The sequence below is a fragment of the Neorhizobium galegae genome (genome assembly GCF_021391675.1).
In the GTDB taxonomy this organism is placed as follows: Bacteria; Pseudomonadota; Alphaproteobacteria; order Rhizobiales; family Rhizobiaceae; genus Neorhizobium; species Neorhizobium galegae_B.
Genome location: NZ_CP090095.1, coordinates 1805646 through 1832422 on the forward strand (window position 1 = coordinate 1805646; position 26777 = coordinate 1832422).

Below are 26777 nucleotides of genomic sequence, written 5' to 3' on the forward strand. Positions count from 1 at the left end.
CCGCTTCGCTCGACCTATAGCGGTGTCTGCACGGCTCTCGGGCAGACGCCGAAATGGCCGCCTTCCATGTGGACGAAGGCGACGCCGCCCTCTTCGAAGGCGAGGCGCAGCTGCGCCTCCGTCGCGCGGTGGAGGTCGTGCCGGCTGCCTTCGTAATCGCGGATGGTGCTGCGCGACACGCCCGACCGGTCGGCGAGATCGGTCTGCGTCCAATCCAGAAACCCCCGGGCGGCGCGACACAAGGCCGGCGTTAAAATTGCGTTCTTTGCGGCTTGACCCATCTCACCAAACTGCCCATATTGGTCAATATCTCCCATATATGGCAATTTGGATTCGATTGCTAGATGGAGCATTCGCAGGCATCTTCGCATCAGGCGCCGGGCGAAGCGCAGCACATGGAAAGGCCGGAGCATTGGGATAACGTCAGGACCATATCTTCTTCTTTTCCTGCTGGTCCTGCCCTTTCTCGGAAGCCTGGTCTCCGTATCGCTGCTGCGAACGCGTTCGCGCATCCTGCCGTCCTGGGTTGCCGGCGCCACTGCTCTTTTGTCCGTGCTGATCGTCGCGGCCTTCTATCCGAGCGTCACCGATGGCGGCGTGCTTCGCTTCGAGGGCACCTGGCTTCCGCAGCTCGGACTGAACTTCACTCTTCGCATGGATGGTTTCGCATGGCTGTTCTCCATGCTCATCACCGGCATCGGCTTCCTGGTCGTCGTTTACGCCCGTTACTACATGTCGGAAGACGATCCGGTTCCGCGCTTCTTCTCCTTCCTGCTCGCCTTCATGGGCGCGATGCTCGGCATCGTCATTTCCGGCAATGTCATTCTCCTGTCGGTGTTCTGGGAACTGACCAGCATCTTCTCCTTCCTGCTGATCAGCTACTGGCACAACAATGCCGCCGCCCGTGACGGCGCTCGCATGGCGCTGACGATCACCGGGATCGGCGGTTTCGGCCTGCTGATCGGGCTGCTGCTGCTCGGCAACATCGTCGGCAGCTACGATCTCGACAAGATATTGGCCGCCGGCGACGTCATCCGCGGCCATTCCCTCTACGTGCCGGCGCTGGTCTTCATCCTGCTCGGCGCCTTGACCAAGAGCGCCCAATTTCCGTTCCATTTCTGGCTGCCCAACGCCATGGCGGCGCCGACCCCGGTTTCCGCCTTCCTGCATTCGGCGACCATGGTGAAGGCCGGCGTTTTCCTGCTGGTGCGGTTCTGGCCGGCCCTGTCGGGAACCTATGAATGGTTCTACCTTGTCGGGCTGGCGGGCATCATCACGCTGGTGCTCGGCGCTTATTTCGCGATGTTCCAGCAGGACCTGAAGGGCCTGCTCGCCTATTCGACGATCAGCCATCTCGGCCTCATCACCACGCTTTTGAGCCTCGGAAGTCCGCTCGCAACCGTCGCCGCGATCTTCCACATGGTCAACCATGCGACGTTCAAGGCATCGCTGTTCATGGCGGCCGGCATCATCGATCATGAGACCGGCACGCGCGACATGCGACGATTGAGCGGGCTTTTCCGGTATCTGCCCATCACGGGCACGCTGGCCATGGTGGCAAGTGCCGCCATGGCGGGTGTTCCTCTGCTCAACGGCTTCCTGTCGAAGGAAATGTTCTTCGCCGAGGCGGTCGAAACCCATGCGGATTCCATTCTCGACCGCATCCTGCCCTATGTGGCGACGCTCGCCAGCGCCTTCAGCGTCGCCTATTCGCTGCGTTTCATCCACACCGTCTTCTTCGGCCCGCCGCCGACGGATCTGCCCAAGCCTAAGCCGCATGAGCCGCCGCGCTGGATGCGCTTTCCCATCGAGCTTCTGGTGGTCGCCTGCCTGATCGTCGGCATCATTCCGGCGATTTCGATCGGACCTTTCCTGCATACCGCCGTCGTCAGCGTGCTGGGCGCCGATACGCCGGAATACAGCCTTTCCATCTGGCACGGCGTCAACCTGCCGCTGATCATGAGCGCCATCGCACTCGTCGGCGGCACTCTGCTCTATCTCTCGCTCCGCAAATATCTCGCAACCTGCGAGGACGGCCCGCCGATCCTGCGCAATCTGAAAGGTCAGCGCATCTTCGAGCGGGTTCTCGTGGAAGTGTCCTGGCGCTGGGCTCGCACGCTCGAACGGCGCTTCGGCACCCGCAATCTGCAGCCGCAGCTTCGCTGGGTGGCGGCGACCGGTTTCCTCGCGGGGCTCCTGCCGCTCTATCTCTCCGGTTTCGAAACCCGCGAAATCGCCTTTTCCGGCATCGATCCGGCCTTCGCCGCGATCTGGCTGCTCGGCATCTGCCTCGCCTTCGGCACCGCATATCTCGCCAAATACCATCGCCTTGCAGCCCTCGTCATGCTCGGTGGCGTCGGACTGATCGTCTGCATCACCTTCGTCTGGCTCTCGGCGCCGGATCTGGCGATCACCCAGCTCCTCGTCGAAATCGTCACCACCGTCCTCATTCTTCTCGGCCTGCGCTGGCTGCCGAAACGGACGGAGGGGATGGCCGAGTCCATCACCCTGCGGGCCCGCTTCCGCCGCTTCCGCGACCTGGCGCTCGCCATCGTCTGCGGCATCGGCATGACCTTCATCGCCTATGCAGTCATGACCATGCCGGTGCCGGATACGATCGCCAACTACTTCCTCGATAACGCCTACTCGCAAGGCGGCGGGCGCAATGTCGTCAACGTCATCCTGGTGGATTTCCGCGGCTTCGATACGCTCGGCGAGATCGCGGTGCTCGGCGTCGTTGCGTTGACGGTCTTCGCATTGCTTCGCCGTTTCCGCCCCGCCGACGACAGCATGGACCTGCCGGAACAGCAGCGGATCCAGAACAGCTTTGACGAGGATCGCCCAGAGCGTTCGGCCGGCGATACGGTGCGCGACTACCTGCTCGTCCCCTCGGTCATCATGACCTGGCTGTTCCCGGTGATCATCACCTTCGCCGTCTACATTTTTATGCGCGGTCACGACATGCCGGGCGGCGGTTTTTCGGCCGGGCTGACGCTGTCGATCGCCTTCCTGCTGCAATATCTGGCCGGCGGCACGCGCTGGGCGGAAGATCGTCTGCGCATTCTGCCGCTGCGCTGGATGGGGGCGGGCCTGCTGACGGCGGTTTCGACGGGCATCGGCGCCTGGTTCTTCGGTTACCCGTTCCTGACCTCGCATTTCCAGTATGTCGAGCTGCCGCTTATCGGCAAGATGCCGGCCGCCACCGCACTGCTCTTCGATCTCGGCGTGTTCTCGCTGGTGGTCGGTTCGACGGTCCTCATTCTCGTGGCCCTGGCGCACCAGTCGATCCGCATCAACCGCCTGCGGGCGATCGATACAGCGCGGACGGAGGAGGGCTGATGGAACTCGTTCTTGCCACCGCGATCGGCGTGATGACGGGCTGCGGCGTCTGGCTCATCCTGCGTCCGCGCACCTATCAGGTCATCGTCGGCCTCTCGCTTCTCTCCTATGCGGTCAACCTGTTCATCTTCGGGGTCGGCGGCGTGAAGACCAACGTTCCGCCAATCCTCGTCGACGGCGTTCCCACCTCGACGCTCGCCGATCCGGTGCCGCAGGCGCTCGTTCTGACGGCCATCGTCATCGGGTTTGCGACGACTGCGCTGTTCCTCGTCGTGCTGCTGGCCTCCCGGGGTCTGACAGGCACCGACCATGTCGACGGGAGGAACGAGCCGAAATGAGCGGCTGGACCCATCACCTCATCATCGCGCCGATCCTGGTGCCGCTGGTCGTCGCCGCACTCCTGCTGTTCTTCGACGAGCGTCAGCGCGTCGTAAAGGCAATGATCAGCCTCGCCTCGACGCTGATCCTGGTCGTCGTCTCGCTCGCGCTTCTGCGGATCGAAAGCGGTCCCAACGACTTCGACGGCGTCTATCTTCTCGGAAACTGGGCCGCCCCCTTCGGCATCGTGCTGGTTCTCGACGCGCTGTCGGCGCTGATGTTGCTCCTGACGGCGCTGCTCTCGGTCGCGGCACTGGTCTTCTCGCTCGCCCGCTGGCATGCGGTCGGGGCGCATTTCCACACCATGTTCCAGCTTCTGCTGGTCGGGTTGAACGGCGCCTTCCTGACCGGCGACCTGTTCAATCTCTTCGTCTTCTTCGAGGTGATGCTGGCGTCATCCTACGGCCTGCTGCTGCACGGCTCCGGTCCGTTGCGCGTCAAGGCGGGCATGCACTATATCGCCGTCAATCTGGCCGCCGCACTCCTGTTCCTGATCGGCGTCAGCCTGATCTACGGCACCGCCGGCACGCTCAACATGGCCGATCTTGCCGCGCGCATTCCCGACATCGAGCCGGACCGACGGATGCTGATGGAGGCAGGCGCCGGCGTGCTCGGCATCGCCTTCCTCATCAAGGCGGGCATGTGGCCGCTCTGCTTCTGGCTGCCGACCGCTTACAGCGCCGCTTCCGCTCCGGTCGCCGGCATATTCGCGATCATGAGCAAGCTCGGCATCTACATCATCCTGCGGCTGACCATGCTGCTCTTCGGCGAAGGACCATCTGCGGGTTTCGGCGCCGATGTGCTCCTTTACGGCGGGATCGCTACCATCATATTCGGCACGATCGGTGTGCTGGCGTCGCAGGCGCTGGGAAGGCTTGCAGGTTTTTCGGTTCTGGTTTCTTCCGGCACGCTGCTGATGGTGCTTGGCATCAATGACGGGGCGATCTCGTCCGGTGCGCTGCTCTATCTCGTCAGCTCGACGCTGACGATCAGCGCCTTCTTCATGCTGATCGAACTGGTCGAACGCGGCCAGGATGCCGGTGCGATCGTGCTTGCGGTGACCATGGAAGCCTATGGCGACGCGGATGAGGACGAGCCGGAGGAGGGCGACGGCGTCACCATGCCGGGCACGATGGCCATCCTCGGCATCTGCTTTGCCGCCTGCGGCATCCTGCTGTCCGGCCTGCCGCCGCTCTCCGGCTTCATCGCCAAGTTCGCGATGCTGTCGGCGATGATGGGCACGGGCGCGATCGGCGTGCCACCGACGGCGACCGTCTGGGTTCTGGTCATCCTCGTCATCCTCTCCGGCATTGCAGCGCTGATTTCCATGACGCGCGCCGGCATCCGCACCTTCTGGAGTTCGCTCGAGGGAACCGTACCGCGCGTTCTCGTCATCGAGATCGTGCCGGTGATGTTTCTGCTTTTCCTGACGCTTGCGCTGACTGTCCAGGCCGGACCCGCGATGCAGTACATGGACACGACGATCCGGACGCTCAGCAATCCGAAGATCTATATCGACGCAGTGCGCAATGCAGCGGTAGTGCCCGACTATGATGGCGCCGCATCGACCGGGACGGGGAGCAAATGATGCTGCCCTATCCGCTGCTCACCCTGTCGCTGGTCCTGATGTGGCTGCTGCTCAACGGCTTCACGCCCGGCCATCTGGTGCTCGGCATCCTGGTTGCCGTGTTCGCTTCGTGGGCGATGGCATCGCTGCGTCCGGACAAGCCGCGGCTCGGCAAATGGTACCTGCTGCCGAAACTGTTCGGGATCGTACTCTACGATATCGTCAAATCGAACATCGCCGTCGCGCTGATTATCCTCAAAGCCGGTCGCCGCAGCCACAATCCCGGTTTCCTGACTGTGGAGCTGGATATCGAGAACCATACGGCAATCGCGGTTCTGGCCGTCGTGCTGACCAGCACGCCGGGATCGGCCTGGCTGGAGTATGATTCAAACGACAAGACGGTGTTGCTGCATATCCTCGATCTGGACAACGAGGCGGAATGGCGCAACACGATCAAGAACAGATATGAGAAGCTGCTGATGGAGATATTCGCATGAGCGCCATCATTCTTTTCAGCGCGGTCTCGCTCGCCCAGCTGATGCTGGCGGCGGCGATGGCGATTGCCTCGGTGCGGATGTTCCGGGGCCCAAGGGCACAGGACCGCATCATCGGCCTCGATACGCTCTACATCAACGCCATGCTGCTGCTGGTGACCTTCGGCATCGGCACCGGCCGCGTGATCTATTTCGAGGCGGCGTTGGTCATGGGCATGCTGGGCTTCGTGGCGACCGTGGCGCTCGCGAAATTCCTGATGCGCGGGGAGGTGATCGAATGATGCAGTCTGCCGCCGACATGCCCGTATGGGCCGCCATCGCGGTCGCGTTTTTCCTGCTGATCGGCGCCGGCCTGGCGCTGATCGGCGCGATCGGCTTCCTGCGCCTGCCGACCTTCTACGAGCGCATCCATGCGCCGACGCTCGGCACCAGCTGGGGGATCGGCGGCGTCATGCTGGCCTCGATGATCTTCTTCACCGTCTCCTCGGGGCGCCTCGTATTCCACGAGATCCTGATCGGCATCTTCGTGACGGTGACCACGCCGATCACCTTCATGCTGCTGGCGCGCGCAGCCCTTCACCGTGACCGTGCGGAAGGCAACGGCAATGTTCCGGACAAGCCGAACAGGAGCCAGCCCGCCAGGGAGGTTCTGGAGGAGAGCGATCCCCCGAGGGGGTAGGGCGCTTCAACTGGTCGGCGAAGGTGGCAGCTATCGTCGGCATCTCCGGTCTGCGGGCTGCGGCGTGATGTCCGCTTTTTTCCTGATGACAGACTCACCGAGCAACAATATACAGTCAATTCAGGACTAACTATCGGACGTCACGGATGAAGACTTGGAAGCCAGACCTGACCCGCAGCCGCTCCCCGCGCTACATGGCGATTGCCGATGTCATCGAGATGGATTTGCGGAGCGGCAACCTCGTGATCGGTGATCGCTTGCCGCCGCAGCGCGAACTGGCCAAGGTGCTCAACGTCGACTTCACCACCGTGGCGCGCGGCTATCTGGAGGCCCAGAAGCGTGGCCTGGTCAGTTCGCATGTGGGGCGCGGCACCTTCGTGACCGGCGGTGTCGACAAGGAGCGCCGGGGTTTCGTCTCCGACGCCGCGCCCGATCCACGCCGGGCCTCGATCGTTGATTTTTCCATGAACATGCCGCCGGAGCCGGACGATTCCGAACTGATTGCCCGGATGCAAGGTGGGCTAACCGCAGTCGCCACCAACCTCGTGCCTTTGCTGCGTTATCAGAGTTTCGGCGGTGCCGGCGTCGACAAGGAGGCGGCGGCGGTTTGGCTCGGCCGGCGTGGCCTGGTTCCGTCGCAGGAGCGTATCTTCCTCACTCCCGGCGCGCATCCGGCGCTGCTGGCGATCTTCGGCATGCTGGCAAAGCCGGGCGAGACGGTGCTGTCGGAAAACATCACCTATCCCGGTATGCGCTCGATCGCCGCGCAACTGCGATTGACCCTTGTCGGCCTGCCGATGGATGAGGAAGGCATTCTGCCGGCAGCCTTTGCCGAGGCCTGCGAGAAGCAAAAGCCGAAGGCGCTCTATCTCAATCCGATCCTGCAGAACCCGATGACGCTGACGGTTCCGCAACGGCGTCGCGAGGAGATCTGCGCCGTGGCGCGAAAATATGGCGTGTCGATCGTCGAGGACGATGCCTACGGCTTCATTCCTCTGCGCGCCCCGGCACCGCTGGCGGCGATAGCTCCGGACCTGACCTGGCATATCGGCGGGCTTTCCAAATCGCTCGGTGCCGGCCTCAGGCTGGCCTATGTCGTCGCCCCGGATACCAGGGCCGCGTGGCCGTTCGTCAGTGCCATGCGCGCCAACAACGTCATGGCATCACCGCTGTCGGCAGCGCTCGCCACCCGTTGGATCGAGGATGGTACGGCCGACAACATCCTGCACTTCGTCAGGACCGAAGCGATGGCCCGCCAGACGCTGGTCGCACACATACTGCCGAAGGGCAGCTATCGCGGCGACCCGCTCAGCTTCAACATCTGGCTGCCTTTGGCACAGGGCTGGACCCGCTCGACGTTCGGCAGCCACATGCGTTCCGCCGGCATCGGCGTTGTGGCGAGCGACGCCTTCTGCGTCGACGGCCCGGCTCCGGAAGCGGTGCGCGTATGCCTCGGCGGTCCCATCCGGCGGCCTGCGCTCGAGGCTGCCCTGGAATTCATGGGCCATGCGCTGGAAAGCTCGCCAGAAATGGCCGGCTCCTTCTTCTGATCTCTCCTCTCTGCGATCCGTGGCCGGAATGCCTGCGGCATTCTGGCTAATCGACTCATTGAATGCATCAATCTATATAATGACTGCAATCAATGGACGATTTGATCGCTTTGCTCCCAAGGACGATGATCATGGATCACGAATGGCCTCCTCTCCCTCCCATGCAGACCGGTATCCGCGGGCGCTGCCCGCGTTGTGGTCAGGGGCATCTGTTCAACGGCTTCCTGACGCTCAACCGGACGTGCGAAGCCTGCGGACTGGACTATTCCTTCGCCGACCCCGCCGATGGCCCGGCCTTCTTCGTGATGTGCTTTGCCTGCGTGCCGAGCGTGCTTCTCGGCGTCTGGCTGGAAGTGCAGTACCAGCCGGCCTGGTGGGTTCACCTGCTGGTGACATTGCCGTTCATGCTTCTGACCTGTATCCCGCCGCTTCGGCCGCTGAAGGGTTGGCTGGTGGCGAGCCAGTATTTCTACAAGGCGGAAGAAGGAAAGCTGGTGAGACGCGCCAGCTAGGTCGCATCATTGACCACGATTGACTGGAGCTTCGAGGAAGCTTGTCAATTCCCGTGCGGCTGCGCCACCCGCACGGTTCGCCCCGATCGTTGAAGCGGATGGGCCGTAACCGACCAGGTGAATACGCGGGTCCCTGGCGACCTGCGTCGCCAGCCGGCCGGTCATCAGGATGCCGCCGCTCGCCTCGCGCAGTTGCAGCGGGGCGAGGTGATCGAGCGAACTGCGAAAACCCGTGCACCAGAGGATCACATCGGCCCGCTGTTCGGAGCCGTCCGCCCAGCGTATCCCGTGTTCGGTGATCTCGGAAAACATCGGCAGTCTTTTCAGCGCGCCGCGTTCTCGCGCTGCCCGAATTGCAGGCGTGACGGGCAGGCCGGTGACCGAAACGACCGAGCCTGGCGGAAGGCCCTGGCGGACACGATCCTCCACGAGCGCCACGGCAGCGTGTCCGATCTCCGGCGTGAACGGCTCGTCGCGGAATTGCGGTTCCCGTCGCGTCACCCAGGTGGTCGAGGTGACGCGTGAGATCTCGTCGAGCAACTGGATCGCCGAAATCCCGCCGCCGACCACGACGACATGCTGGCCGGAAAATTCCTCGGCGGCGCGATAATCTCGCGTATGGAGCTGTCGTCCATGGAATCGGTCGGCGCCGGGATAGTCGGGAATGTAGGGCGATTCCCATGTGCCGGTGGCGTTGATCAATCCGCGCGCCGAGAAGGCGCCCCGGTCGGTTTCCACCCTCAGTCGCTCTCCCCGGTTGCAGACGACCGTCACCTTGACAGGGCGATGGACGTGCAGATCGAAGGCGCGCTCATAAGCCGCGAAATATTGGGGCACGGCGACCGACGCCTTGACCAGGCTGGCTGAAGTATCGACCACCTCCTCGAACCGCATTCCGGGGAGGTCATGGACACGATTGGCGGTGGCCAGCGTCAGAGAAGGCCACCTAAACTGCCAGGCACCGCCAGGCTCCGGAGACTGGTCGAAGACCACGAAATCCTTGTCCGGCGCAAGGCCGAGCTTACGCAGGTGATAGGCCGAGGACAGGCCCGCCTGGCCGGCGCCGATCACGATGATATCGACCTTGATCGCCACGCGGGCACGACCGGGTTCGGCATCGGTGTGTTGATCTGTGTCGGAATCTGCAGCCATGCGAAATATCGATACGATTGAAGGGCGAGGATATGTAGACGAGGCTTATACGTCCGCGAAAGGCGCTTCAAGCTGCATGGCTTGCAAGCAGAAGTGGCAGCGGTATAGTTGTGAGGTTTCATCCATGCCATGCCCATCTAACCTTAATGTCGCATACACTCGCGACGGGCGCTGGACCTGTGCCATAGTCCAGGCTCCCACATGAAAGCGATTCCATGCAGCCGACCCCAAACCGCCTTGCTCCCCTTTTCGACAACGATGGCACGAAAAACCCGCTCGATGTGCTGAAACGCGTCTACGGTTATTCATCGTTCCGGGGCAAGCAGGCTGCGGTCGTCGAACAGGTCGTGTCGGGCGGCGATGCCGTGGTGCTGTTTCCGACCGGCGCCGGCAAGTCGCTCTGCTTCCAGATCCCAGCCCTCTGCCGCGACGGCGTCGGCATCGTCGTTTCGCCGCTGATCGCGCTGATGCGCGACCAGGTGGAGGCGCTGAAGCAGCTCGGCGTACGCGCCGCCGCGCTCAATTCTTCCCTGACGCGCGAAGAATTCGTCGATGTCCGCCGGGCGATCGCCAATGGTGATCTCGATCTTCTCTATGTGACGCCCGAGCGCATCGTCACGCCGGCCTTCAAGGAGATGATCGGCAGTGCTAGGATCGCATTGTTTGCGATCGACGAGGCGCATTGCGTCTCGCAATGGGGCCATGACTTCCGCCCGGAATATCGCGAACTCGGCCATCTCGCTGAGCATTATCCGGGCGTGCCGCGCATGGCGCTGACAGCGACCGCCGATCCGCACACTCGCGAAGATATCATCGACAAGCTCGCGCTGCGCTCGGCCGAAGTGTTCACAACGTCATTCGACCGACCGAACATCGCCTACGAAATCGTCGAGCGCGATCAGCCGCGCCAGCAGCTCCTGCGTTTTCTCTCCCGCCACAAGGGGTCGAGCGGCATCGTCTATTGCCTGTCGCGCGCCAAAGTCGAGGATACCGCCGAATGGCTGAACGGGCAGGGTATTCGCGCCCTTGCCTATCATGCCGGCATGGACCGCGGCATGCGCGACGCCAATCAGGACGCCTTCCTCAAGGAAGAGGATCTTTGCCTGGTCGCCACCGTCGCCTTCGGCATGGGCATCGACAAGCCGAACGTGCGTTATGTCGCCCATCTCGACCTGCCCGGTTCGGTCGAGGCCTATTATCAGGAGACCGGCCGCGCCGGGCGCGACGGGCTGCCGTCCGACGTCTGGATGGCCTATGGCATGGCCGATGTCATCCAGCGCGGCCGGATGATCGACGGCGGCACGTCGGGCGACGATATCAAGCGCGTCGAGCGCGCAAAGCTCAATGCGCTGCTCGGCATCTGCGAGACGCCGGGCTGCCGAAGGCAGGCGATCCTTGCCCATTTCGGCGAGGCGCATGGCGGCCAATGCGGCAATTGCGACACCTGCCTCAAGCCGGTCGAAACCTGGGACGGAACCGAAGCCGCCATCAAGGCGCTGGCGGCGATCTACCGGACTGGTGAGCGTTTCGGCACAGGCCACCTGATCGACGTGTTGCTCGGGAACCGGAACGAGAAGACCGCTCGCTTCGGCCATGCGGATATGCCGGTCTTCGGCGTCGGCAAGGACATCCCCTCAAAGACCTGGCAATCGGTCTATCGCCAGCTTCTCGCCGCCGGCCTGGTCAGCGTCGATCACGACGCCTTCGGCGCGCTGAAGCTGGAACCGGACGCGCGTGCCGTCTTCAAGCGCGAACGCGAGGTCCGCTTCCGTAAGGACCGTCCGACGACCGGCAAGGCATCGCGAAGCGCATCACCGAGCGCGGCAAACGCAAGATCTGCGCTGGAAGGGTCCGATGCTGAACTCTTCGAGGCACTGCGCGTCGCGCGCCTGGGGATTGCCAAGGAGCTTTCGGTGCCGCCCTATGTCGTTTTTCCGGATACGACGCTGGTCGCGTTTGCCACCGCCCGCCCGACGAGCCGCGACGCGCTGCTCGGCATTTCCGGGGTAGGGCAATCGAAGCTCGAGCGTTACGGCGATACCTTCCTGGCGGTGATCCGGGCGCACGAGAGATAGGCGGCGCCCACGTATCAGTAGAACGTCGAGTGGAAAGGGGTGACGGCAGCCCCCATCGCCGATGCGTCGCTGGCGATCTCCGAGATGATCAGCTTTGGACTGGGGCGCGGTATGCCATAACGAGGGCGTCCGAAAATCTCCGTCCGGTCGATCATCATCTGCGCCAGGTCCGGCGGCACCTGGCCGCCGAAGACGATCGCCTGCGGATCGAAAATCGCCGAGATGGCATTGACCAAGCGGTTATAAGCCGGCGTGATTTCGTTCATCCATTCGGCCACGCCTGGCCATTGCGGTTCGAAATGCCGGCGCATGTAAGTGATGGAGGGGACATCGACGCCATTGCGAACAAGCCGCTCGATGAGCAATTGTAGCGCCGGTCGCCGCTGGTTTTCCTCTTGGTCGTAGATGCCCGAAAACTCGCCGGCATTGCCGTTACCGCCCAGCAGCAATTCACCGTTGCTGACCAGCCCGCCGCCGAAACCGTAGTTGAAGCTCAGATAGGCGAAGTGCTTGACGTAGCGGCCGGCACCGAACATCGACTCGGCGATTGCGCCGGTATTGGCGCCGTTGTGCACCCAGACCGGCTTGCCGAAAAACTCCGCCAGCAGCGGACCGAGCTCGATCAGCGACCATTCATGCAGCGGCAGGGGCGCGTTGTAGCGGGTTCCGCCGACATGATAGCCCGCTATTGCAAACCCGATGCCGAAAAGGGCCTCCGGGGAAAGGTCGTTGAGTTTCTGCGCCTCCGCGAGCCGTGTCCTGACGAGATCGAGGGACTGGGCCATCGTGTGTTCGCGCAGCGTCACGCTGCTTTCGGCCAGAACATTGCCGGCAAGGTCCATCAGGCAGATGCCGATGACGTCGGTATTGACCGAGATGCCGCAGGAATAGGCGTAGCGGGCGTTGAGGCGGATCGTCGGGCTCGGTTGCCCGCGACCGACGCCAGGTTTTGGAGAACCGAGCAAGACGACGCCGCGTTCCGCCAACTGGTCGATGATCCGATAGACCGATTGCTGGGTGAGGTCGGTATGAGCCGTCACTTCGGAGCGGGAGAGACCGGGGTGACGCCAGATGAGCTTGAGCAGGCTGCGCTCGTTCGGAGACACGACGCCGCTTTCACCTGCGCGCAGGAATTGTGGCGGGATCAGAGCTTCGGGAAAATAGGCCACTGATCCACCTCCGTCGCCAACAATTACCATGGAGGTGTAATAATTGCGGTTGCATACCGCCGTCTACCTCGCGTTTCCCTTTGCTTAGATGGAAATCCCTTTCGCGACAAGGGCTTCCATCCGTCATCCAATTGTTACACATAAAGTGTAGTAATGCCGCCGTTCCGGTGCCGATCCCACTCGGCCGATCCCCAAAACAGGCGAGGGCAATGATGAAGATTTCCATTCTGGCGGCGGCCGCCGCCCTGATGGCGGGCGCGTGTTCCGCGCAGGCCGCCAATATCGAGTTCTGGTACGGCAATACGGGCCCTGTCGAAACCGCGATCAAGGCCCAGTGCGATGCTTTCAATGCCGCACAGTCGCAGCACAAGGTCACCTGCGTCGGCCAGGGCAGCTACGAAGTGTCGATGCAGAAGGCGATCGCCGCCTATCGTGCCAAGAACCATCCGGTGCTGATCCAGTTCTTCGACGCCGGCACGCTCGACCTGATGCTGTCGAACGCCGTCGTGCCGATCCAGGAAATCTTGCCCGACGTCAAGTGGGGCAACTATATCGCCGGCACCCGCGCTTATTATGAGACGTCCGGCGGCAAGCTGTTCGCGCAGCCCTACAATGCCTCGACGCTGCTGTTCTACACCAACAAGACCGAGCTCGAAAAGGCCGGCATCACCCAGACCCCGACCACCTGGGAAGAGGTGATCGAGGCGGCCCGCAAGCTGAAGGCTGCCGGCCATGCATGTCCGTTCGTTACCGATGGCGATACCTGGCGCGTGCTGGAGCAGTTCTCCGCCCGCCACGGCCTGCCGATCGCCTCCAAGCACAACGGTTATGACGGCCTCGACGCCGAATATGTCTTCAACACCACCTTCGTCGCCAAGCACCTCCAGAACCTGGTGGACTGGCGCAAGGAAGGTCTCGTCAGGCTCAATGCCGATACCAAGGCCGGCAACTATACCGCCGCCTTCAACGCCGGCGAATGCGCGATGATGGAAGGCTCCTCCGGCTCCTACGCCGCCTCCACCAAGGCTTTCGACGGCAAGTACCAGCTCACCGTCAACATGGCGCCGATGTACAAGGGCTACGAGCGCCACAACACGCTGGTCGGCGGCGCTTCGATCTACGTCATGAAGGGCCATGACCAGGCTCAGGTCGACGGCGCCAAGGCCTTCCTCGACTTCCTGCGCAAGCCGGAACAGCAGATGTCGTTCACCGCCGCGACCGGTTATGTTCCGGTCACCAACGACGTACTCGAGGCGATCAACAAGAGCGGCGACGCGAAGGCTGCGAAATACGCAACCGCCGCCATCGGCATCGAGTCGATGAACCAGCCGCCGACCGCCGACAGCCGCGGTATTCGCCTCGGCTTCTACGTGCAGTTCCGCGAGATCTTCATGGAAGAGACCCAGAAGGCCTATGGCGGCCAGCAGACCATGCAGGCCTCGCTCGACAATGCCAAGAAGCGTGGCGACGAACTGCTGCGCCGCTTCGAGCAGACCTATAAGGGCGTCAAGCTGCCTTGATCCAAGCTTGATCGGCGCGGGCGGGACATCTGTCCCGTCCGTGCCGATCCCTCACTGCGGGCTTTTCCCATGACCTCCGAATCCACTCTCTTCAGCAATCGCTGGCTGCCGGTCCTCTTGGTCGCGCCGTTCATGCTGCTGATCGTCCTTTTCTTCTACGTGCCCATCTTCCAGGCCTTCTACTGGTCCTTCTTTCTCGAACAGCCGTTCGGCGGCGGTTCGATGTTCGTGGGCTTCGACAATTTCGCCCGTGTCCTTTCCGACCGGGAATTCTGGCAGGCGGGCTGGCGCACCATCATATTCATGGTGACCGCGTCGTCGCTCGCCGTGCTGATCCCGCTGATCCTTGCGGTCGCCGCCGATCGCAAGATCCGCCTGTCGCTGCCGGCCCGCAACGTGCTGGTCTGGCCGAAGGGTGTCGCGGGCGCTTCGATCGGCGTCGTGTTCGCCTTCGTCTTCAATCCGTTCGTCGGCATCCTGGCGCCGCTCAACAAAGCCTTTCCGGGCATCTGGGCGCCCGGCATCGATGGAACGGACGCCTTCATCACGCTGATCGCCGCGCATGTCTGGGGCGGCATCCCGTTCAATTTCGTCATTCTGCTGGCCGGCCTGCAATCGATCCCGCGCACCATGCATCAGGCGGCGGCGATGGACGGGGCAGGGCCCTGGCGGCGGATCTTCGACGTGCAGCTGCCGCTGATCATGCCGCAGCTCTTCCTGACGCTGGTGCTGGAATTCACCGAAAGCGTCACCTCGGCCTTCGCGCTGATCGACACGATCACCCATGGAGGGCCGGGCGGCGCGACCACGCTGCTCGTCTACAAGATCTACAAGGACGGTTTCAGCGGCTACGATCTGTCAGGCGCCTCCACCCAGACCGCGATCCTGATGGTCTTCGTCATCCTTCTCACCGCCGCCCAGTTCGTCTTTCTCGGCCGGCGCATCAACTACGAGCGCTGACAGATGATCGAGAACGCACGCTCCCTCAACATTGCCGCGAGCCTGATCCTGCTGGTCGGCATGCTCTACATCCTCGGGCCGCTCTACCTCACGCTCGCGACAGCGTCGCAATCCTACGAATTCCTGCTGCGCAACGGGCTTGCCTGGTATCCCGGCGACCAGTTCCTGAACAACGTGGCGCGCATCTTCACCGAGACGCGCATCCCGATCCAGATGTTCAACAGCCTCGCCGTGGCGTTCAGCCTGGCGATCGCAACCTGCATCCTGTCCTTCCTGTCGGCCTATGCGATCGTCTATTTCCGCATCCGCTGGGCGGGCGTCGCCTTCGCACTGATCCTCGCCACCATCATGCTGCCGGTCGATATCCGCGTCATCACCACCTATCAGGTGGCGTCGAACGTGTTCTCGCCGATCAATGCGCTGCTCGACGTGACCGGCCTCAACGGACTGATCGCAGGGGTATTCGGTGCGCCGGTTCAGCTCGAACTGAGCGTTCTGAACACCCGTTTCGGCCTGGTTGCGCCGCTTGCCGCGCACGGCACCGGCACGTTCCTGTTCCGCCAGTTCTTCCGCACCCTGCCGGGCGACCTGTTCAAGGCCGCCCGCATGGACGGGGCAGGGCCGGTCCGCTTCATGTTCGATATCCTGCTGCCGCTGTCGCGTACCAGTTTCGCGGCGCTGTTCGTGCTGACCTTCCTGAGCGGCTGGACGCAGTATCTCTGGCCGCTCGTCGCCTCCTCGACGCCCGACATGCAGACCGCCGTCGTCGGCCTGGCGCGGCTGCTGCCGGACTCGGACGGCACCGTGCCCGACTTTCCGATGATCATGGCGGGCGCCGTGATCGTTTCCCTCGTGCCCCTCCTGATGATCGCGCTCTTACAGCGGTATCTGGTGCAGGGCCTCGTGCTTTCGGAGAAATAGCGATGAATGCCATCGATACAGCCATCCGCGCCGCTGCCGCGAGCATCACGGTAAAAGGCCTGACCAAGGCCTATGACCCCCAGACGGTGGTTATCCCGCCGATGGATGTCGAGCTCAAGGCCGGCGAGTTCACCGTCGTGCTCGGGCCTTCCGGCTGCGGCAAGTCTACCTTTCTGCAGATGATCGCCGGGCTCGAACGGGTGAGCGGCGGCAAGATCCTTTTCGGCGCCCGCGAGGTTCAGGACCTCGAACCGAAACATCGCGGCTGCGCCATGGTGTTCCAGAACTATGCGCTCTATCCGCATATGAGCGTGTTCGAGAACATGGCCTACAGCCTCAAGGTCGCCGGCATGGCGAAGGCGGAACGTGCCGAGCGGGTCGCGGCGGTCGCCAAGATGCTTGGCCTTGCCGACTATCTGCATCGCAAGCCGGGACAGCTTTCCGGCGGCCAGCGCCAGCGCGTCGCGATCGGCCGCGCCATCGTGCGAGAGCCGGGCGTGCTGCTGTTCGACGAGCCGCTGTCCAACCTCGATGCACAGCTTCGTCACGACATGCGCGTCGAGCTTGCCGACCTGCATCGCCGCATCGGCGCCACCACCGTCTTCGTCACCCACGATCAGGTGGAGGCGATGACGCTCGCCGATCGTATCCTTATTCTCAACAAGGGCCGGATCGAGCAGTTCGATACGCCGAAGGCGATCTACCACCATCCGGCCTCGGTGTTCGTCGCGAAATTCATCGGTGCCCCGCCGATGAATATCCTGGCCGTGACCGGAAACGGGTCGGCACTACGACTCGCCGACGGGCAGGTGGTGGCGAACGCCCCGCTGACCGGCGCCTATCAGCTCGGCATCCGGCCCGAGGACATCGTCGTGGACGGCAAGGCGGATGGCCATGCGGTCAAGGCGGCACTCCGGTTCCGCGAGGATCTCGGTTCCCATTCGGTGCTGGCTGCCGATCTCGGCGGCTCGATCGTCCGCATCGCGACGCCCTTCGGTGCGGATATCGCCGACCGGCTCGAACTCTACCTGAACTTCCCGACCTCGCGACTGCATCTCTTCGATGCAGCGACAGGCCGGGCCATACCCGGTGCCTTCGGCGCCCAATGAAAGCCCGGCGCCAAAGGCGCCATATGAAAGAAACCCTCATGAACTACAAAGACTTTATCGCCGATCCGGCGCGTAGCTGCGCCGTCGTTGCCCATCGCGGCGCCTGGCATGGCGCGCCGGAAAACAGCCTGGCGGCCATCGAAAACGCCATCGCGATCGGCTGCGAGATCGTCGAACTCGACGTGCGCAAGAGCGCAGACGGCCAGCTTTTCCTGATGCATGACGATACGCTGGAACGCATGGCCGGCATCGGCCGCGATGCCGAGACTTTCACCATGGCGGAGCTGCAGGCGATCATGCTGCGCGAAGACGACGGCGGCGAGGGCCGTGCGGTGACCGATCAGGGCATTCCGACCCTGAAACAGGCGCTGGAGATCATCCGCGGCCGCATCTTCGCCGATCTCGATCTCAAGGATCGCGGGCTGTTTTCCGAAGTCGCCGCTTGTGCCCGGGAAATGGGCGCCCATGCCGATGTCGATCTCAAGACCAAGGTCCATAGTCTGACGGATGTGGAATGGGTGCGCGCCCAGAAGATCGACGGCGTGCCGTTCATGGGCATGGCGCGCTTCACCGCCGAAAACACCGGCGACGCACTGGCGGTGCTCTCCGAACTCTCGCCCTTCATGTGCGAGATCCGCTTCGACAGTCTCGAAACGATCGCTCGTCACCGCGAGGCTTTCGCGAGGGCCCGCATGGCGCTCTGGGTCAACACGCTCGACCAGCCCGGCAGCGGCGAATGGACGGACAGTGCAGCCCTTGCCAATCCCGATCTGATCTGGGGTCGGTTGATCGACGCGGGCATCAGCGTTATCCAGACGGATCAGCCCGCCGCATTGAAATCCTACATAAAGGCCCGCCAAGCATGACGATCATTTCCGAGGCCATGCTGCAGTCCCTGATGGAGGATATGCGTCAGGCGGCGGAGGCGGAGGTTCTGCCCCGTTTCCTCGGAGTAACGGCAGACGGCATCCGCGCCAAGACTGCCCCGGACGACATCGTCACCGATGCCGATCTGGGTGCGGAGCGCCGGCTTTCCGCAGCACTCTCCGCACATTTTCCCGAGGCGCTGATCGTCGGCGAGGAGGCTGTCTCCGCCGATCCGACACTGCTCGACCGCCTGGCGGATGCCGAACTCGCCGCGATCATCGATCCCGTCGACGGCACATGGAATTTCGCCCATGGCGTGCCGCTGTTCGGCATGATCGTGGCGATCGTTTCCGGCGGAGAAACCGTCGCCGGGCTGATCCACTATCCGCTGACCGGCGATTTTCTCGTGGCCCGGCCGGACGAGGGGGCCTGGCATATCGCCCGTGACGGCGAGCGTACCCGCCTCAGCGTTGCCGCCGCAGTTCCGGTCGGCGAAATGAGCGGCTTCGTGCCGCTGCATATGTTCTCGGCGCAAGAGCAGGCGGCGTTCGCGCCGCGGGTTCTGCGCTTCGGCCGCACCACCACATGGCGATGCTCCGCCTTCGAATACCGGATGGTGGCGACCGGAGCGATGAGCTTCTCGCTGAATGCAGACATGAAGCCCTGGGACCATGCGGCCGGCGAACTGATCCACCGCGAAGCCGGCGGTTATAGCGGCCTTCTGAGCGGTGAGCCCTATCGGCCCGCGATGACGCAGGGGCGGCTGCTGCTGGCGCCCGATGCGGCGAGCTGGGAGGCGATCCGCGAAAGCTTGGGCTGACGGCCCAGGCTCCGGAGGACGGCAATTTTCATTCTGGCTTTCGCCATCGTGACGTGTAATGTATACACGACTAGGCTCTCGGGAGGAGTCTGCATCGCGTATCAGGATCCCTGATGGGGTTTCTGCACGGTGAGGAAAATGCTTGATAGCCGCCTGCATGTCACATGTTGATCATGCAGGCAGCGGGCCGATAGGGAGGATCAGGGCCGGATGCAGCAGCTTGCCGAGACCACGACGGCCGGTCAGGACACGCTTCTGGATATCCAGAACCTGACATTGTCACTGCGTGACCAATCGGGTTGGGTCGAAGTCCTCAACAATGTTTCGCTTTCGGTAAAGCCGAAGGAAATCCTCGGCGTCGTCGGCGAGAGCGGCTGCGGCAAGTCGATGACCGCCCTCTCCATTCTCCGGCTCCTGCCGCCGCGCGATCTGCGCCTTGGCGGCAAGATCATCTTCGGCGGGCAGAACTTGGTGTCCTGTTCGGAATCGCAGATGAATGGCATTCGCGGCCGGCACATCAGCATGATTTTTCAGGAGCCGATGAGCGCCCTCGACCCGGTATTCACCGTGGGTTATCAGATCGAGGAGACCCTTCGGCGGCATTTCAAGCTCGACCGCCGGGAGGCGGCGGAGCGCGCCATCGCAGCGCTGGATTCGGTCGGCATCGCATCGCCGCGCCACGTCGCCACGCTTTACCCGATGAACCTTTCGGGCGGCATGCGCCAGCGCGTGATGATCGCCATGGCGCTGGTCTGCGAACCGCGCCTGCTCATCGCCGACGAGCCCACCACGGCTCTCGACGTAACCATCCAGGCGCAGATCATGGACCTGCTTTTAGGCCTTGCCGACCGCACCGGCACGGCCATCATGTTCATCACCCACAATCTCGGACTGGTCGCGCAGAGCTGTCATCGGATGGTCACGATGTATGCAGGACAGGTCGTCGAGGGCGGTCCGGTGAAGGACGTCATCGCCGGTCCCCGCCACCCTTATACGGCCGGACTTCTGCATTCGATCCCCGATAGCAACCGCGCGCGCGGCACTCTGCCTTCGATCGCCGGCCGCGTTCCGTCACTGCGTCACATGCCGAAGGGCTGTCGCTTCGGGCCGCGCTGTTCCTATTCCATGCAGCCCTGCGAATTGCCCCAGGGCATCGAGAACGAGGGCACCGACGATATCGATCGCAGGGAAGTGCGCTGCAATCGCTGGGAAGAACTCGCATTGAGAGGGGTCGGAGCATGAGTTTGGCCACTTCTTCCGAGCGGTCGGCGCTTTCGGCGCTTGATGTCGATGATCTGCATGTCACCTTCGGCAATCCGCGGCGCGGCTCGCTGATCCGCGCCGTCGACGGGGTCAGCTTCAGCGTCCGCAGGGGCGAGATTTTTGGCGTGATCGGCGAGTCCGGTTCCGGCAAATCGACGCTGGGGCGTTGTCTTGTCGGCCTGCTCAGCCCAAGCGGTGGCGGCGTTCTGCATGACGGCGTCGATCCATTCAAGTTTTCCCGCCGCGAGCTTAATCGTCACCGACGCAAGTATCAGATCGTCTCGCAGGACCCGAATGCGGCCTTCGATCCGCGCATGACTATCCTTCAGAGCATCTGCGAACCCTTGAACATCGCGGGCGAGGGGACGAAGGCTGAGCGGCGCGAAAAGGCGTTCGCGATGCTGGACCGGGTGTCGCTGGCGGCCGAGATGGCCAACCGCTATCCGCACGAGATTTCCGGCGGCCAGAAGCAACGCGCCAACATTGCGCGTGCGCTGATGCTGGATCCGAACGTGATCGTCTGCGACGAGGTGGTGGCGGCGCTCGACGTGTCGATCCAGGCCGACATGCTCAATCTTTTTGCCCGACTGCAGGAGCAGTTCGGCCTCACCTACGTCTTCATCAGCCATGATCTGCGGGTGGTCAGCCATATCAGCGACCGCGTGGCGGTGATGTATTTCGGCAAGATCGTCGAGGTCGGCCCCGCCCACGCCGTGATCGAAACGCCGCTGCACCCCTATACGGAGGCGCTGCGCTCGGCCGAACCGGAGATCGACCCGACGGCCGCCGATGCCCGCCAGAGGATTATCCTGCAAGGCGAGATACCAAGTGCGATCGCGCCGCCGGGCGGCTGCCGTTTCCACACGCGCTGTCCGCGGGTGCGCGACATCTGTCGCACGCAGGAACCCCAGCAGCGCCAATTGCTGCCCGGGCGGCATGTCGCATGCCATTTCGCCGAGGAGATGCTCGGCGAAAAGGAGAGGAAGGGTCTTGGTCTTGCCGGAGGGAACGGAGCCGACCATGCCGCATCTGCCACGAATGCACTGACATAAGGGCCGAATACGGCCGGTCATGATCAAGGAGGAGAAGAGGTGACCACAAATCTATTTGGAAAGATACCGGATATTAGCCGCCGTTCGCTGCTGGCCGGAACGGTCGCCGCCGGCGGCCTGGCCCTGTTGCCGGCAATGGCGCGCGCCCAGGCCCCGCAGCCAAGATCCGGCGGGACCCTGAGGGCCGTCATGCCGTTCAACCCGGCGGCATTAGACCCGCTGACGGGCCGCAACAATCCCGATTTCAATGCTCTTCTCCTGATGTTCGACGCGCTGATCGGTTTCGATCCGCAGACGCTCGAACTGCAGCCGATGCTGGCGACCTCGTGGAAATTCACCGATCCAACCACGCTGGTTCTCGAACTGCGCCAGGGCGTCGAATTCCATGACGGTACGCCGTTCAATGCCGAAGCGGTGGTCTTCCACCTGCAGCGCTGCAGCACATACGATCGCTCGAACGTGAAATCGGACCTTGCGGTCGTCGATAAGGTCGAGGCCACCGGCGCGTATCAGGTTTCGCTGAAGCTGAAATATCCGGACGCCACGCTGCCTGCGATCCTGACCGACCGCGCCGGCCTCATCGTGTCGCCCGCTTCGGTCAAGGCTGCTGCCGGCGGCAATGTCGACCGTACGCCGGTCGGCACCGGGCCGTTCAAATTCGTCGAATGGCAGGACAATACCCTGATCAAGGTCGTGAAAAACGCCAACTACTGGGGTGACAAGCCTTACCTCGACGGCGTCGACATGCGCATCGTCAACGAGTTCAACACGGCTGTCCGCACGGTGACCGCCGGTGAATCCGATATCGTCCTCAACATGAGCGCGCAGCAGATGGCCGTGGCCAAGCGCGACCCCAAGCTTGTCGCCGAAGCGACGCCGTCGATGATCTACTACACAGCCTTCCTGAACTACGGTGAGGGGCCGCTGAAAGACGTTCGCGTTCGGCAGGCCATGAACTGGGCGCTCGACCGGCCGGTACTCAACCAGGTCCTGTGGGGCGGCCTCGGCGGCGGGCATTGCAGCATGTTCCCATCAGGCTTCTGGGCCAATGATCCAGCGACCGAGAACTTCTACAAGCTGGATCTCGACCGCGCCAAATCGCTGCTGAAGGCGGCAGGTTTCGCAAACGGCATAGAGATCGCCACCTTCACCTGGGCCGACCAGGCGGCGGTGCAGCGTCAGGAAGTCCTCAGCGCCCAGCTTGCCGAAGCCGGCATCCGGCTGAAGGTCACTCCGGCGCAGCCGGCGCAGACGATGCAATACTTCCTCACCGAGAAAAAGGGTCAGATGCTGATGACCCCGACCGGCGGTCTTCCGGATCCGGCAACGGCCTACGACCGTCAGTTCTCGGCAACGGCCTATCGCAACGCGGCCAAGATCGAACTGCCGGGCTATCGTGAGCTGATGGATGCGTCGATGAACACGTTCGACAACGCCAAGCGCAAGGACGTGCTCCACAAGATGCAGCGTTTCGTGCTGGAAAACGCGCTGCACCTGCCGCAGTTCTCGTCTGCCGGCATCATCATTCGTACGCCGAAGGTGCACGGCTTCAATTTCAGCCTGCTGCAGCGCCCGCGCTTCCACAAGGTGTGGATGGAGGCTTGAGGCCCGATCGCCCGGAAACCGGAGCGGGGCGGTTCGCCCGTGCCGCTCCCCCCGCATCGGAAGGCAGTGCTTCTGCGCATCCGGTGTTCCAGCGCAGGCCGTTGAACTGGCCGGCGTCAATTGCGGATTGACGGAGTATCGATGATGTACGGCGTCCCCGGGATGGTTGCGCAAAGGCTCATGCAACTGGTGCCCGTGATGATTGTGGCCACGTTCGTGGTGTTTTCGCTCGTCTACATGATGCCCGGCGACCCGGCCATGATGATCGCGGGCGACTATGCGACGGCGGAACGGATCGCGGAAATCCGCCAGATTTACGGATTCGACCGACCGATGCTGGTGCAATATTTCTTCTGGCTGGGAAATGCCGTGCAGGGCGATCTCGGCCATTCGCTGTTCTCGAACGAATCGGTCCTGCGGCTGATCCTGTCGCGCCTGCCCCATACGGTCCTGCTGGTTCTCTACGCGCTGGTTCTCGGCGCAGCACTCGGCATTCCGCTCGGCATTCTTGCCGCGACGCGCCAGGGCACCACGCTCGACAAGATCATTACCAGTGTCGCCTCGCTCGGTGTCGCCGTTCCTAATTTCTGGCTCGGCATCATTCTGGTGACGCTGTTTTCGCTCGGTTATCGCTGGTTCCCGGCGACCGGTGCCGTATCCGTCTTCGAAAAGCCGCTGGAGTCGCTCTATTATGCAACCCTCCCGGCGGTGGCACTCTCCACCGGCGTGGTCGCGGTTCTGGCAAGGCAGGTGCGTAGTGCGCTGCTCGAAGTGCTCGGCTCGCAATATATCCGCACGCTACGAGCCAAGGGGCTCGGTTCTGGCGCCATCCTTTGGAAGCACGGGCTTCGCAACGTGGCGGCGACGATGCTGACGATTGCCGGCCTGCAGGTGAACCGGCTGTTTTCCAGCGCCGTCATCATCGAGGCCGTCTTCGCCATCCCCGGCGTCGGCAACCTGATCAGCTATTCGGCGCTCAACAAGGATTTCCCGGTGGTGCAGGGTGTAGCGCTCGTGCTGGTGCTGGTGGTGATCCTCACCAATCTCCTGGTCGACGTGCTCAACGCGACTTTCGATCCCAGAGTGGCGGCCTCCACATGACCGATACGAACATGACCGCGATGACCCAAACCGCTGCCGCGCCGTCAGCAAGGGCGACCCTTCCGCCCCCCGTGCGCTTCCGCTTCTGGGCCTGGCTGTGGGGCGACAAGCGTGCGCTGATCAGCCTCGCCTATCTCTCCGTTCTGGTTCTGGCGGCGATCTTCGCGCCGCTGATCGTGCCCTATGCGCCCAACAAGCAGAACCTGATGGATCTTCTGGCGCCACCGAGCGGCGCACACTGGCTCGGCACCGACGACCTTGGCCGCGACACGCTGAGCCGGCTGATATACGGTTCCTACAATGCGCTCTACGCCGCGAGCCTCGCTGTCGGCATTGGTGTGGCGATCGGTGTGCCGCTCGGGGTCTTCATCGGTTTTATCGGCGGCTGGATCGACCAGGTGGGCAGCCGCATCATCGACGGGGTCCTTGCCTTTCCGCCGCTCGTACTGGCCGTCGCCGTGACAGGCGCGCTCGGCATCGGTCTCACCAATGCGATGATCGCCGTCGGTTTCGCCTTCGCGCCGGTGCTTGCCCGGACGATGCGGGCGCAGACGCTGGTGGTGAAGAATGCGCTTTATGTCGAGGCCGCGACCGGTTTCGGCGCATCGCGCCTGCACCTGATCCTGCGCCATATCCTGCCCAATGCGATCCAGCCTGTCATCGTCGAGGTGACACTGATGCTGGCCGTGGCGCTTCTGGCGGAAGCCGGTTTGAGCTTCCTGTCGCTCGGCGTCCAGCCCCCGGAGTCGAGCTGGGGCGGCATGCTGGCGCGCGCCTACCACTATGTCGAGGTGGCGCCCGAGCAGATGTATGCGCCGGGTTTCGCCATCCTGTTCACGGCGCTCGCCTTCAACACGCTCGGCGAATCGATCCGCGTGCTTCTCGACCCCACCATCAAGCGCCGGTAATTCCATTTTAGATGCAAACAGCCCGGCCTCGCAGCCGGGCTGTTTCGTTGCTTCTATCGTATCCTGGCTGCGGATCACGCGGTCTGGTCGAGCCAGACGCGGTGGAACCGCGGCGAGTGCAGCCGGTCGTATTGGAAGTCCTTGACCTTCTTGTTGCGGATCGACATGGCAGCCGAGGTCACCAGCGGCAGGTGCAGCGCCTGCTCGACGACGAAACGCTGGAGTGCGGCAAAAGCTTCCTTGCGTTTGCCGGCATCGGCCGAGGTGCCGGTGGCGTCCAGCAGCTTACGGAACTGCGGGTCTTCGATTTTGCCGGCATTGAACTGGCCGGTCGCGCCGAACAGCCGTTCGTAGGTCTGGCTGGGATCGAGCCAGCCGCCCTGCGGATTGAGGATCATCGCGCCCTTGCCTTCGATATAGAAAGCCTGGTTCACGACCTGAGGAGGCGAGGGCGTGACCTTGAGGCGAATGCCGACCTGCTCAAGCTGGTTGCCGACCACTTCGAGGCGCTGAACCGACGTCTGATCCGGCCAGCTCCAGGTTTCGACTTCCAGACCCTTCGGATATCCGGCGTCGGCCAGCAGTTTGCGCGCCTTTTCCGGATCGTGCTGGTAGAACTGCGCCGTTCCGGCATCCACCGCCCAGAAATCCTTGGGGAACATGGTCGAGGTCGGCTCGCCGAGGCCAAGCATCAGAACCTGGTTCAGTTCGGCGCGGTTGATGGCGTAGTTCATCGCCTGCCGGACCCGGATGTCGTTGAGCGGCGGCTTGGCGAAATTCATCATCAGGGTGAAGAAGATCATCGAAGGATTGGCTTCGGCGGTGAGGTCCTGCACACGGCGGGCAGTAGCGATCTGCTGCGCGGCCATGTTGAGCGCAAGATCGGTTTCGCCGGCTGTGACCGTGCGGGCGGCGGTGTTCAGCTCGTTGATGATGCGGAAGTTGATGCCGTCGAGATAGGGAAGGCCCGGCTGCCAGTAGTTCTGGCTCTTCTCGACGCGGATCAGGTCGTTGTCGCGCCATTCGGCGAACTTGAACGGTCCTGTGCCGACGGGATTGCGGTCGACATTGCCGTCGGCGGCAGCCTTGATGGAAGCGGGCGAGATGATGCAGCCAACGCGGCCCGTCAGGATGGTCGGCAGCGAATAGTTCGGCTGCTTGAGCTTGATCGTCACTTGGCTCGGGCCGGTGACCGCCACCGATGCGACCGAAACCAGGTCCGACTTCACGTTCGAGCGCGGGTCGTTCATGAAGCGGTCGAGGTTGAACTTCACGGCCTCGGCGTTGAACGGGGTGCCGTCATGGAATTTCACGCCGTCGATGAGGTTGAGCACCAGCGTCGTCGGATCGGTGAAGGTCCAGTCCTTGGCCAGCATCGGCTTCAGCTCGAGCGTCGCCGGATCGAAGGCGATCAATGCGTCGAACAGTGCGTAGAGCGCGTTGAAATCCGGCACGTTGCGACCGGTCATCGGGTCGAGTGCGGCCGGGTTGAAGGGCATGGCGATGCGCAAGGTGCCGCCCGGTTTGGCCTGTGGCGTCTGGGCGAACATCTGCCCGGGCAGCAGCATCGCGCCTCCCAGCGCTGCGCCGGACGCCAGAAGCGTTCTTCGGTTGATCCTGCTGTTATGGATGACAGACGGCACGCCGTCCTTCGTCTTGCTCATCTCTGGGCTCCTCCCCAATGAAACAAACTGATGAAACAAACTCATGCCGACAAGGCTGGTGATGCATACATC

General features: G+C 63.1%; 24 protein-coding genes. 20 read left to right on the forward strand and 4 right to left on the reverse strand.

Features of this window, described 5'->3' with window-relative positions:
• Positions 1-14: 14 nt before the first annotated feature.
• Complete coding sequence (locus LZK81_RS09070; protein ID WP_046606176.1) at positions 15-326, reverse strand: helix-turn-helix domain-containing protein; 312 nt, start codon at positions 324-326, stop codon at positions 15-17.
• Between the two features lie 91 nt (positions 327-417).
• Between LZK81_RS09070 and LZK81_RS09075 the strand changes: the two genes are divergently transcribed.
• The 8 genes from LZK81_RS09075 to LZK81_RS09110 all read left to right on the forward strand — a co-directional run bounded on the left by LZK81_RS09075 (position 418) and on the right by LZK81_RS09110 (position 8519).
• Positions 418-3339: a monovalent cation/H+ antiporter subunit A gene (locus LZK81_RS09075; protein WP_233956509.1), complete on the forward strand. Its 2922-nt coding sequence runs from the start codon at positions 418-420 to the stop codon at positions 3337-3339.
• Entirely contained in the window at positions 3339-3677 is a 339-nt protein-coding gene (locus tag LZK81_RS09080) for a Na+/H+ antiporter subunit C (protein ID WP_046606177.1), read from the forward strand. The genes LZK81_RS09075 and LZK81_RS09080 overlap by 1 nt, the downstream gene beginning before the upstream one ends.
• On the forward strand, positions 3674-5305 hold the full coding sequence (locus LZK81_RS09085) for a monovalent cation/H+ antiporter subunit D (protein WP_233955924.1): 1632 nt from the start codon (positions 3674-3676) through the stop codon (positions 5303-5305). The genes LZK81_RS09080 and LZK81_RS09085 overlap by 4 nt, the downstream gene beginning before the upstream one ends.
• The gene (locus tag LZK81_RS09090) at positions 5305-5781 is read left to right on the forward strand and encodes a Na+/H+ antiporter subunit E (protein ID WP_038593261.1); all 477 of its coding nucleotides are present in this window, start codon (positions 5305-5307) and stop codon (positions 5779-5781) included. The genes LZK81_RS09085 and LZK81_RS09090 overlap by 1 nt, the downstream gene beginning before the upstream one ends.
• Entirely contained in the window at positions 5778-6059 is a 282-nt protein-coding gene (locus LZK81_RS09095; RefSeq protein ID WP_037084596.1) for a K+/H+ antiporter subunit F, read from the forward strand. The genes LZK81_RS09090 and LZK81_RS09095 overlap by 4 nt, the downstream gene beginning before the upstream one ends.
• Complete coding sequence (gene mnhG / locus LZK81_RS09100) at positions 6059-6457, forward strand: monovalent cation/H(+) antiporter subunit G (RefSeq protein WP_233956510.1); 399 nt, start codon at positions 6059-6061, stop codon at positions 6455-6457. Before LZK81_RS09095 ends, mnhG begins: the two co-directional genes overlap by 1 nt.
• A 146-nt stretch (positions 6458-6603) precedes the next feature.
• Positions 6604-8007 carry a PLP-dependent aminotransferase family protein gene (locus LZK81_RS09105; RefSeq protein ID WP_233955926.1) on the forward strand — a complete coding sequence of 468 codons (1404 nt, stop codon included), beginning with the start codon at positions 6604-6606 and terminating at the stop codon, positions 8005-8007.
• Between the two features lie 128 nt (positions 8008-8135).
• The gene (locus LZK81_RS09110) at positions 8136-8519 is read left to right on the forward strand and encodes a DUF983 domain-containing protein (protein WP_233956511.1); all 384 of its coding nucleotides are present in this window, start codon (positions 8136-8138) and stop codon (positions 8517-8519) included.
• Between the two features lie 6 nt (positions 8520-8525).
• Here LZK81_RS09110 and LZK81_RS09115 read toward each other — a convergent pair whose 3' ends face one another.
• Complete coding sequence (locus tag LZK81_RS09115; protein ID WP_233955928.1) at positions 8526-9671, reverse strand: NAD(P)-binding domain-containing protein; 1146 nt, start codon at positions 9669-9671, stop codon at positions 8526-8528.
• Between the two features lie 215 nt (positions 9672-9886).
• Between LZK81_RS09115 and recQ the strand changes: the two genes are divergently transcribed.
• Entirely contained in the window at positions 9887-11746 is a 1860-nt protein-coding gene (gene recQ / locus LZK81_RS09120; protein WP_233955930.1) for a DNA helicase RecQ, read from the forward strand.
• 14 nt (positions 11747-11760) lie between these two features.
• Here the strand turns inward: recQ and LZK81_RS09125 are convergent, their stop codons facing one another.
• Positions 11761-12915 carry an ROK family transcriptional regulator gene (locus LZK81_RS09125; RefSeq protein WP_233955931.1) on the reverse strand — a complete coding sequence of 385 codons (1155 nt, stop codon included), beginning with the start codon at positions 12913-12915 and terminating at the stop codon, positions 11761-11763.
• A gap of 212 nt (positions 12916-13127) precedes the next feature.
• On the opposite strand from LZK81_RS09125, the gene LZK81_RS09130 reads away from it, so the two are divergent.
• The 11 genes from LZK81_RS09130 (at position 13128) to LZK81_RS09180 (ending at position 25041) form a co-directional block, all read left to right on the forward strand.
• Positions 13128-14435: an extracellular solute-binding protein gene (locus tag LZK81_RS09130; RefSeq protein WP_233956512.1), complete on the forward strand. Its 1308-nt coding sequence runs from the start codon at positions 13128-13130 to the stop codon at positions 14433-14435.
• Positions 14436-14504: 69 nt separating this feature from the next.
• The gene (locus tag LZK81_RS09135) at positions 14505-15395 is read left to right on the forward strand and encodes a carbohydrate ABC transporter permease (RefSeq protein ID WP_233955932.1); all 891 of its coding nucleotides are present in this window, start codon (positions 14505-14507) and stop codon (positions 15393-15395) included.
• Positions 15396-15398: 3 nt separating this feature from the next.
• A complete protein-coding gene (locus LZK81_RS09140; RefSeq protein ID WP_046606186.1) occupies positions 15399-16316 on the forward strand; it encodes an ABC transporter permease subunit in 918 nt (305 codons plus the stop codon).
• A gap of 2 nt (positions 16317-16318) precedes the next feature.
• On the forward strand, positions 16319-17425 hold the full coding sequence (locus tag LZK81_RS09145) for an ABC transporter ATP-binding protein (RefSeq protein WP_233955934.1): 1107 nt from the start codon (positions 16319-16321) through the stop codon (positions 17423-17425).
• A 38-nt stretch (positions 17426-17463) separates the two neighbouring features.
• Positions 17464-18291, forward strand: a complete 828-nt coding sequence (locus LZK81_RS09150) for a glycerophosphodiester phosphodiesterase family protein (protein WP_233955936.1) — start codon at positions 17464-17466, stop codon at positions 18289-18291.
• Positions 18288-19112 (forward strand): inositol monophosphatase family protein, encoded by an 825-nt coding sequence (locus tag LZK81_RS09155; protein WP_046609038.1) that lies wholly within the window; start codon positions 18288-18290, stop codon positions 19110-19112. The genes LZK81_RS09150 and LZK81_RS09155 overlap by 4 nt, the downstream gene beginning before the upstream one ends.
• Positions 19113-19322: 210 nt before the next feature.
• A complete protein-coding gene (locus tag LZK81_RS09160; protein ID WP_233955938.1) occupies positions 19323-20354 on the forward strand; it encodes an ABC transporter ATP-binding protein in 1032 nt (343 codons plus the stop codon).
• On the forward strand, positions 20351-21427 hold the full coding sequence (locus tag LZK81_RS09165) for an ABC transporter ATP-binding protein (RefSeq protein WP_233955940.1): 1077 nt from the start codon (positions 20351-20353) through the stop codon (positions 21425-21427). The genes LZK81_RS09160 and LZK81_RS09165 overlap by 4 nt, the downstream gene beginning before the upstream one ends.
• Before the next feature lie 39 nt (positions 21428-21466).
• Complete coding sequence (locus LZK81_RS09170) at positions 21467-23032, forward strand: ABC transporter substrate-binding protein (protein ID WP_233955941.1); 1566 nt, start codon at positions 21467-21469, stop codon at positions 23030-23032.
• A 198-nt stretch (positions 23033-23230) separates the two neighbouring features.
• Complete coding sequence (locus tag LZK81_RS09175; RefSeq protein ID WP_233955943.1) at positions 23231-24133, forward strand: ABC transporter permease; 903 nt, start codon at positions 23231-23233, stop codon at positions 24131-24133.
• On the forward strand, positions 24130-25041 hold the full coding sequence (locus LZK81_RS09180; RefSeq protein WP_233955944.1) for an ABC transporter permease: 912 nt from the start codon (positions 24130-24132) through the stop codon (positions 25039-25041). Before LZK81_RS09175 ends, LZK81_RS09180 begins: the two co-directional genes overlap by 4 nt.
• Before the next feature lie 74 nt (positions 25042-25115).
• Here LZK81_RS09180 and LZK81_RS09185 read toward each other — a convergent pair whose 3' ends face one another.
• Complete coding sequence (locus LZK81_RS09185; RefSeq protein ID WP_233955946.1) at positions 25116-26705, reverse strand: ABC transporter substrate-binding protein; 1590 nt, start codon at positions 26703-26705, stop codon at positions 25116-25118.
• Positions 26706-26777: the final 72 nt, after the last annotated feature.

Coding starts and splice junctions, on each gene's coding strand:
- LZK81_RS09080 (WP_046606177.1), top strand. CDS start 3,339: ATGGAACTCGTTCTTGCCACCGCGATCGGCGTGATGACGGGCTGCGGC.
- LZK81_RS09085 (WP_233955924.1), top strand. CDS start 3,674: ATGAGCGGCTGGACCCATCACCTCATCATCGCGCCGATCCTGGTGCCG.
- LZK81_RS09090 (WP_038593261.1), top strand. CDS start 5,305: ATGCTGCCCTATCCGCTGCTCACCCTGTCGCTGGTCCTGATGTGGCTG.
- LZK81_RS09095 (WP_037084596.1), top strand. CDS start 5,778: ATGAGCGCCATCATTCTTTTCAGCGCGGTCTCGCTCGCCCAGCTGATG.
- mnhG (WP_233956510.1), top strand. CDS start 6,059: ATGCAGTCTGCCGCCGACATGCCCGTATGGGCCGCCATCGCGGTCGCG.
- LZK81_RS09105 (WP_233955926.1), top strand. CDS start 6,604: ATGAAGACTTGGAAGCCAGACCTGACCCGCAGCCGCTCCCCGCGCTAC.
- LZK81_RS09115 (WP_233955928.1), bottom strand. CDS start 9,671: ATGGCTGCAGATTCCGACACAGATCAACACACCGATGCCGAACCCGGT.
- recQ (WP_233955930.1), top strand. CDS start 9,887: ATGCAGCCGACCCCAAACCGCCTTGCTCCCCTTTTCGACAACGATGGC.
- LZK81_RS09130 (WP_233956512.1), top strand. CDS start 13,128: ATGAAGATTTCCATTCTGGCGGCGGCCGCCGCCCTGATGGCGGGCGCG.
- LZK81_RS09135 (WP_233955932.1), top strand. CDS start 14,505: ATGACCTCCGAATCCACTCTCTTCAGCAATCGCTGGCTGCCGGTCCTC.
- LZK81_RS09140 (WP_046606186.1), top strand. CDS start 15,399: ATGATCGAGAACGCACGCTCCCTCAACATTGCCGCGAGCCTGATCCTG.
- LZK81_RS09145 (WP_233955934.1), top strand. CDS start 16,319: ATGAATGCCATCGATACAGCCATCCGCGCCGCTGCCGCGAGCATCACG.
- LZK81_RS09150 (WP_233955936.1), top strand. CDS start 17,464: ATGAACTACAAAGACTTTATCGCCGATCCGGCGCGTAGCTGCGCCGTC.
- LZK81_RS09155 (WP_046609038.1), top strand. CDS start 18,288: ATGACGATCATTTCCGAGGCCATGCTGCAGTCCCTGATGGAGGATATG.
- LZK81_RS09160 (WP_233955938.1), top strand. CDS start 19,323: ATGCAGCAGCTTGCCGAGACCACGACGGCCGGTCAGGACACGCTTCTG.
- LZK81_RS09165 (WP_233955940.1), top strand. CDS start 20,351: ATGAGTTTGGCCACTTCTTCCGAGCGGTCGGCGCTTTCGGCGCTTGAT.
- LZK81_RS09175 (WP_233955943.1), top strand. CDS start 23,231: ATGATTGTGGCCACGTTCGTGGTGTTTTCGCTCGTCTACATGATGCCC.
- LZK81_RS09180 (WP_233955944.1), top strand. CDS start 24,130: ATGACCGATACGAACATGACCGCGATGACCCAAACCGCTGCCGCGCCG.
- LZK81_RS09185 (WP_233955946.1), bottom strand. CDS start 26,705: ATGAGCAAGACGAAGGACGGCGTGCCGTCTGTCATCCATAACAGCAGG.